Below are 7,040 nucleotides of genomic sequence, written 5' to 3' on the forward strand. Positions count from 1 at the left end.
GTTTTTTTACTTGTTGTAGAAGAATTTTGCGGTAATTGAACCGTCTTTATTTTCTACGATATCGGTCACGTTAATGCCGGAATCAGCAGGCGTGTTGCTGTTGCCTTTCCAGAAGTAGTAAGAGCCGGTGTGAACATTTTTGCTGTTTGGCGTAATTTTGCTGCCAGTCTTGAAGAAGTCGCCAGCGTCTCCGCGGTTAACATTTTTCTCAAGGTCATATTTGCCGTCTGCTTGAAGAAGCGACAATCCGTAATGAGTCACTTTTGTGCCATCGCTAGCAATAGCGAATTGGTTGTACTGGAAGCGTTTGTTCATCCAGTTTTCTACATTGTTTGGACGGAGGCCAGCTGTTTGGTACAAGCTGAGGATGTTCTCGTCCACATGCCATGCCAATAAACCGTGAGCATCAGTGCCTTGGCGAATCAGCCCTTTGTTAAAGCCATCCTGTTGGACGTTTTCGAACAAGAAGTATTCCGTGCCGTTAGAGCCTGGGACATCCATTTTTACGATGCCATTGTTAGCTTCTGCTTTATTGATAGCCGGCAACGTAATTTCCTGGACGCCGCTTTCCGGTTTTACTTCAATCGGATCCGTCCATCCTAAGAATATCTTCGAGAATGGATCAAAGTGAGTTGGTGAGTTTCCGGAATAAGCGTTGCCGTTCGGGTAGCGCATCCAAGAACCGCCGGACATCATCGAGTAGTTGCCGACACCTTCAGAAGTGTAAGCCGTATCATAGTAATCAGGCAATCCTAGCGCATGGCCGAATTCATGGGCATAAACCCCTGGCTGTGCAGGATATGGCCCAGTTTTAGCTGCATCAGAGTAAGTGACGGTTGCAGCATCATACCCAGAAACGTTACCGCCGATTCCTGGCTGAATGTTGTAGTTGTTCACCAATACACCGTCATAAGTCATATCTTCTTTTTCTGTTTTGGCAATCCATTCGGCTTGGCTCATGCCTGCATGCTGGTCAGCAGGTTTGCCAGTTTCATAGTATTTTCCGTAGTACAAGGCACTTAACAAGCTCCATTTATGAGACCAGATTTGAGCGGGATCACTGCTGAACTCGGCTCCAGTTCCTTCGTGAACGACAAAGATGTTCGGAACTTCTCCATCAACTGCATAGTTTGAGAAATCGACTTGGTCATCAGCCGCTTTCAATAAATCGCGGATGAATTCCCCTGTATGGGCGTCGCCATTGGCGTTTCCATTAACGTACTTGCCATTTTCAGCATATTTGCCTTCTTGGTCCAAGTAGTAGGAAGCGCCTTTTGGCAGTTCAACCCATAGGAAGTCTGTGTTTTCTTTGCGAACCAAATTTATTCGGTCGTTGCTGGATTCTTTATAAATATTTTGCATCGTGCTGTCTGTTGGAGCTTTTACTCCATTAAATTCAGCATATTGTTCAAATTCAGGAAGTTCATAAGGATTATATTCGTTACCGAAAATCAAATCTTCGTAGTAGTAGGCAGGTACTTGGCCCGGCATATCGCCTATCGGTTCATCGCCTTCTTTGTATTTAGCTAAAAGCACCAATACAGGAACGTCTCCTGTGGCTGATTGGTAAGCTACGCGGTTATCGCCGGGAGCTTCAAACTTAGTTCCTTTGCCAGCTGCTTTTTCAACCGGATCTGCTTTAGAGAGGTCAATTCCTAATTTCTTTGCTTGATCCGCCAATTCCGGCGAAGCGCCAACATGTTCTGCGGCACTTAAATTATACTTGCTCGGTTGTTCCGCTGGAGCGGCAGGTGCGCCAGTTCCTGAAAAAATCGCGGTTCCTGCTACTGCAAGCGATAAAAATGAAGTGGATAAAACTTTTAACAAACGGTTCACTCTCCCTAAAATTTATTCTTTTGTAAAATAATATAAATAATTCAGTATATTTTGAATAGGCATTTATATTCCTTTTCCTTATTGTTTAGGGTGTCTAAATACTTATGGAGCTCAACTTACTCAAATAGGATGTTTAAGAAAAAATGCAACGGGAAAAATAAAATGATAGAAAAACACAGAGGAGGATTCGTATGAGTGAAAACAAGGAAGAAAAGAACTTGAAAATGGGATCGGGCGAGACCGAGGAAACGCTGACGACCCGGCAAGGGCATCCTGTAAAAGACAATCAGAATATACGGACCGTCGGAAATCGCGGGCCTGCGACTCTTGAAAACTATCATTTTATCGAAAAAATCTCGCATTTTGACCGTGAAGAAATACCTGAGCGAATTGTTCATGCTCGCGGTGCCGGCGCATTCGGTTATTTTGAAACATATGGAAAAGTCGGCGATGAACCGGTAGAAAAGTACACCCGGGCCAAAGTGTTTTCAGGCGCAGGAAAACAGACGCCGCTTTTAGTGCGTTTTTCTACAGTAGCGGGATCCAGGCATTCTTCTGAAACTGCACGTGACCCGCGAGGCTTTGCGGTTAAAATGTATACAGAGGATGGCAACTGGGACTTGGTCGGAAACAACCTTAAAATCTTTTTTATCCGCGATGCGATGAAATTCCCGGATATGATCCATGCATTCAAAAATGATCCGGTGTCGAACGTGCCAAACCCTGAGCGGATGTTCGACTTTGTAGCGCGCACTCCGGAAGCGACGCATATGATCACATTCCTGTTCTCGCCATGGGGCATCCCAGCAACTTACCGCCACATGCAAGGTTCAGGCGTAAACACGTATAAATGGGTAAATGATAAAGGTGAAGCGGTTCTCGTAAAATACCACTGGGAACCAAAACAGGGCATCCGTAATTTGACGCAGGCAGAAGCCAATGAAATTCAGGCTGAAAATACAGGTCATGCCACGCAGGATTTATTTGAATCAATCGAACGCGGAGATTATCCGGAGTGGGAATTATTTGTTCAAATTATGAGCGATGACGAACACGCAGAACTTGATTTTGATCCATTGGATGATACAAAATTATGGCCGCAGGACAAGTTTCCATTCCTTCCAGTCGGAAAAATGGTATTGAACCGCAACCCGGAAAATTATCATGCTGAAATCGAGCAGGCAGCATTCGGTACCGGAGTTCTTGTAGACGGGCTCGACTTCTCGGATGACAAGATGCTGCAAGGACGGACGTTCTCGTATTCCGACACGCAGCGTTACCGTGTAGGGGCCAACTATTTGCAATTGCCGGTTAATGCACCGAAAAAACGGGTAGCGACAAACCAGTATGGCGGACAAATGGACCGTCCATCAGAACACGTACCCAACCCGCATATTAACTATGAGCCTTCTGTTCTTGGCGGGGTGAAGGAAGCTGAGAAGGTCGCACCGCCTCATGAGCCGGCATATAATGCCAAAGTGGTCAGCCAGCCGATTGACCGTACAAATAACTATGGCCAAGCAGGAGAGACCTATCGCAGCTTTGAAGATTGGGAACGCGAAGAGTTGATCAACAACCTGGGGGATGCATTATCTGTATGCGATCCAAGAATCCAGGAAGAAATGATTCATCACTTTACACAAGCGGACGAAGATTACGGCCGCCGTGTCCGTGAAAACATGGAACAGAAAATTAAATCGTTAGAAGAAACGAAGGGCAGTGAACCTAAAGTTTACGGCAAACCAGCTGCCAATAAAGTAGCACAAGGTGCTGCCGCAAAAGGGCATGAAGCTGGACCATACTGATAAAAACTGAAGTGCCGGCAAGCTCGTTTAGCTTGCCGGCATTTTTACTGTCCAGTATTCCACCTTTCCGAAGAACTTTCTTCTTAAAAAGATAAGTAAAGCAGCGTGGAACTTATTCAGTTCCGCGCTGCTTTATTTAAGGTTTTCTGGAAGAGAAGAGTGGTTAACCCCGAAAACTTTTTCAACGTCAATTAAAAATGCAATCCCTTTTCCTGGTGCATTAAGGTCGACGGCGTTTTCTATGCTTTCAATGACAGCGTCCGTATAACCATCCGGGATAAGCGTCAAAACAACATCTTTTTCCGGATCGATAGTGAAATTCATAAACTTTTGCTGTTCGTTTACTCCGGTGCCTCTGCCGGTAAGAATCGTTCCGCCTTCTGCACCGGCTTTTGCCGCCGCTTTGACGACTTTGTCCGAATCTCCGCTATTTACTATAGTCACGACCAGGTGAAATTGGTTTTGAGGTTTCATCACAGCTTGTTCTCCTTTCCTTTGCTTGAAATCATTAGGGCGGGCTGACAAATGCGGGACGCCGAGCAGTTTGCTGAGGTGAATGGTAAATCCGAGCCCATGCCCAGAAGTTCCGAGTTTTCCGGCACGGCTAACAGCTTCCGTAACAGCATCTTCAATGCTACCGTCAACTGCAAAGAAAATTATGTCTTTCTCGTGAGTGGCAGGGAGGCCAAAAAAAGTCGGCTTTTCATTGCGGCCAATTCCGTGCCCGTATAGAATGGTTGCTCCATCCACACCGGCCTTTTTAGCTGCAGCAATCACTTCCCTTGAATGTCCACGTTTAACAATAGCAATCATAAGTCTATGATTCAGATTCATTTTTTTTAGCCCCACCTTTTCTTGTGAAGATTAATCCTAGAATGAGTACTGCAAGTATGGGTGTCAGTGCAACCAATGCTATAAGTCCGAACCCATCCATAAGCGGATCGCGGCCTTCCGTGGCAGAAGCTACACCTACAGCCATGGACAAAATGAAAGTGACAGTCATCGGCCCAGTTGCTACACCACCTGAATCGAAAGCGATAGCTATAAAAGTCTGGCTGGAAAAGAATATACAAATCAATACTAGCAAATATCCCGGTATGATAAAATACCAAAGCGAGACACCGGTCAAAATGCGCAGCATCGATAAGGCGATTGAAATGCCCACTCCGGTTGACAACGTATACAGCATAACTTTTTCAGAGATATAGCCACCCGTAACTTTGTCCACTTCGTTGTTCATAATGCTCACGGCAGGTTCAGCAAACGTCGCAACAAAACCAAGGATAAAACCGATAGGGATCAGAATCCAAGCATATGAACGTGCCCCCAATTCTTCACCCATCATTTCACCGATCGGCATAAAGCCCACATGGACGCCTTGAAGGAAAAATGCGAGCCCAAAAAAAGTGAGAACAAAACCAAGTGCAATTTGGAGAATGCGTTTGACGGGGAGTTTCAACATGAAAATCTGAAAGACTGCAAAAAAAACAATTAGAGGAATAAGCGCTAATCCAACTTCACCCAATACGTCCAAAAATCCATCAAATATGTGAAGATTCACTTGAATAACACCCCCAATATCATGACAGCAAGAACAGGGCCGATAGAAGCCAGCCCGATCAATCCGAAGCCTTCGCTGTCAGAAGAGCCGTTTCGCAGAACAGAAGCAACTCCGACTCCAAGCGCCAATATGAAAGGTACGGCCATAGGACCCGTTGTTACACCGCCCGCATCAAATGAAATCGCTACAAAAGCTTCTGGCACAAGCATGGAGATTAAGAAAACCAATATGTAACCGCCGATTAGCATATAATGGATAGGAATGCGGAATATTGTCCGGACCATGGCAAGGGCAACGAAAATTGCAAGGCCGAACGCTACGGATAAAATCAATATGTTTGAACTGATGGTACCACCGGAAACTTCGTCAATCTGCGTAGCAAGCACCCGGACATCAGGCTCTGCAACCGTCACGGCAATTCCAAGAAGAAACCCGGTTCCGATAATGAGCCAGGATTTTTTGGTCTTTGGCAACTTTTTTCCGATCATTTCGCCAACAGGAAGCAAGCCGGCGGTAACGCCAAGCAGAAACAGGAAAAAGCCGATGCTGACAAATGCGACTCCTATAAGGAATTGAAGCAAAGCTTCCAGCGGCAATCGGATGAGGGCAACCTGTAAAATGATGACGACGATGGTTACCGGCAAAATGGCCGATGCAACTTCTTTGAACGTATCTTTTACATTTTCCATCACAAGCCTCCTTTACCGCTTTTTCTTCCTATTCCCTACTGCTTTTATCATAAACGTATGAAAATGACAGCAATTGAAAAAGCTGCCGGGACATTGAGCGGCACTGGAATTGTTGGACACAATTAACAACTAACGTGCAATACAGTGCCGAAACAGCCTTTTCTTTAGCTCAAAAGGAGAGAAAATACATGAAAAAGATTAAACGCTCTGCACCTATCATCCCAGCAGAACTGGCTATCGAGTCTTTTGACCAAGCAATGGACGACTTTTACATAAGCAACTGTAAGATCATGCAAGAAACTGTTGGTTTCGAAACAGATGAGGCTCTTCATTTTGATAAAGTCGTTTTTGAAAACGTCACTTTTCTTGAAGTGGTTTGGCCGCGCAGCGAATTTGTCGATGTTGTATTTATCAATTGCGATTTGTCCAACGCGGATTTCAGCCGTTGTGTCTTTCACCGGACTGAATTCCGTAATTCCAAATTGCTTGGGACGAACTTTGCGGAATCGGGGGTACGTCATACCTTGTTTACAGATTGTGTGCTCAATTATGCGACATTCGGGTTCTCGCTGTGCAATACTACTCTTTTTGAAAGTTCGGAACTGCACTATGCGGATTTTTACGAAGCTGAATTGAAGAATACGGATTTCCGTTCGTGCGGCATGAACAATATCAACTTTATCGAAACAAGCTTAAAAAATGTAGACTTGAGCACAAACCGGTTTGAAAGCATTCAAGTGACCGTAGAGAAATTAGCGGGATGCAAGGTATCTTCCGATCAGGCGCTTGCTTTCGCACGACAGCTTGGACTCGTTATTGCGGATTGAAAGCAGCAAAGGCCATGTCCGCGTAAAGCGTCCGCCAGAAGCCAAATAAAAAAGGTTGTCGAGAATCTCGAGGCCACTGAAAAACCCTTCCTTTAAATCAATGGGAGACTAAAAAAGAGTTGGAAGGCAGGATTTCCTGTCTTCCGACTCTTTTTTTGCCCTTTTATTGATCTGCAGCTTGCTTACGCTCATCCAGTAAGCGAAGAATCCGTTTCAGGTTCACGGTAAAAATCGCCATGGCGCTCTGTAAGGCCATGCCGCTCAATCCGGCGCCGGACGTCACCCGATAGCCGTGCCGATTCTTCAGTTCACTGTTCTTGGC

Annotated in this window: 6 protein-coding genes; 2 read left to right on the plus strand and 4 right to left on the minus strand. The window is 45.3% G+C overall.

All coding sequences use genetic code 11. The annotated features are described in order from the left end of the window. Nucleotides 1–6: 6 nt before the first annotated feature. Nucleotides 7–1,827 carry a M6 family metalloprotease domain-containing protein gene (locus B0H99_RS11245; protein ID WP_106533755.1) on the minus strand — a complete coding sequence of 607 codons (1,821 nt, stop codon included), beginning with the start codon at nucleotides 1,825–1,827 and terminating at the stop codon, nucleotides 7–9. Between the two features lie 200 nt (nucleotides 1,828–2,027). On the opposite strand from B0H99_RS11245, the gene B0H99_RS11250 reads away from it, so the two are divergent. Continuing rightward, the gene (locus B0H99_RS11250; protein ID WP_106533756.1) at nucleotides 2,028–3,641 is read left to right on the plus strand and encodes a catalase; all 1,614 of its coding nucleotides are present in this window, start codon (nucleotides 2,028–2,030) and stop codon (nucleotides 3,639–3,641) included. Nucleotides 3,642–3,773: 132 nt separating this feature from the next. Here the strand turns inward: B0H99_RS11250 and B0H99_RS11255 are convergent, their stop codons facing one another. Genes B0H99_RS11255 through B0H99_RS11265 form a run of 3 tightly spaced genes read right to left on the minus strand, consistent with a single transcriptional unit; the run spans nucleotide 3,774 to nucleotide 5,891 of the window. Further along, on the minus strand, nucleotides 3,774–4,475 hold the full coding sequence (locus B0H99_RS11255) for a P-II family nitrogen regulator (RefSeq protein ID WP_106533757.1): 702 nt from the start codon (nucleotides 4,473–4,475) through the stop codon (nucleotides 3,774–3,776). Beyond that, nucleotides 4,459–5,202 (minus strand): DUF1538 domain-containing protein, encoded by a 744-nt coding sequence (locus tag B0H99_RS11260; protein WP_106533758.1) that lies wholly within the window; start codon nucleotides 5,200–5,202, stop codon nucleotides 4,459–4,461. The genes B0H99_RS11255 and B0H99_RS11260 overlap by 17 nt, the downstream gene beginning before the upstream one ends. Continuing rightward, entirely contained in the window at nucleotides 5,199–5,891 is a 693-nt protein-coding gene (locus B0H99_RS11265) for a DUF1538 domain-containing protein (protein ID WP_106533759.1), read from the minus strand. The genes B0H99_RS11260 and B0H99_RS11265 overlap by 4 nt, the downstream gene beginning before the upstream one ends. Before the next feature lie 188 nt (nucleotides 5,892–6,079). Between B0H99_RS11265 and B0H99_RS11270 the strand changes: the two genes are divergently transcribed. Beyond that, nucleotides 6,080–6,718: a pentapeptide repeat-containing protein gene (locus tag B0H99_RS11270; protein ID WP_106533760.1), complete on the plus strand. Its 639-nt coding sequence runs from the start codon at nucleotides 6,080–6,082 to the stop codon at nucleotides 6,716–6,718. Nucleotides 6,719–7,040: the final 322 nt, after the last annotated feature.

Source organism: Planomicrobium soli (assembly GCF_003014655.1).
Lineage (GTDB): Bacteria > Bacillota > Bacilli > Bacillales_A > Planococcaceae > Planococcus > Planococcus soli_B.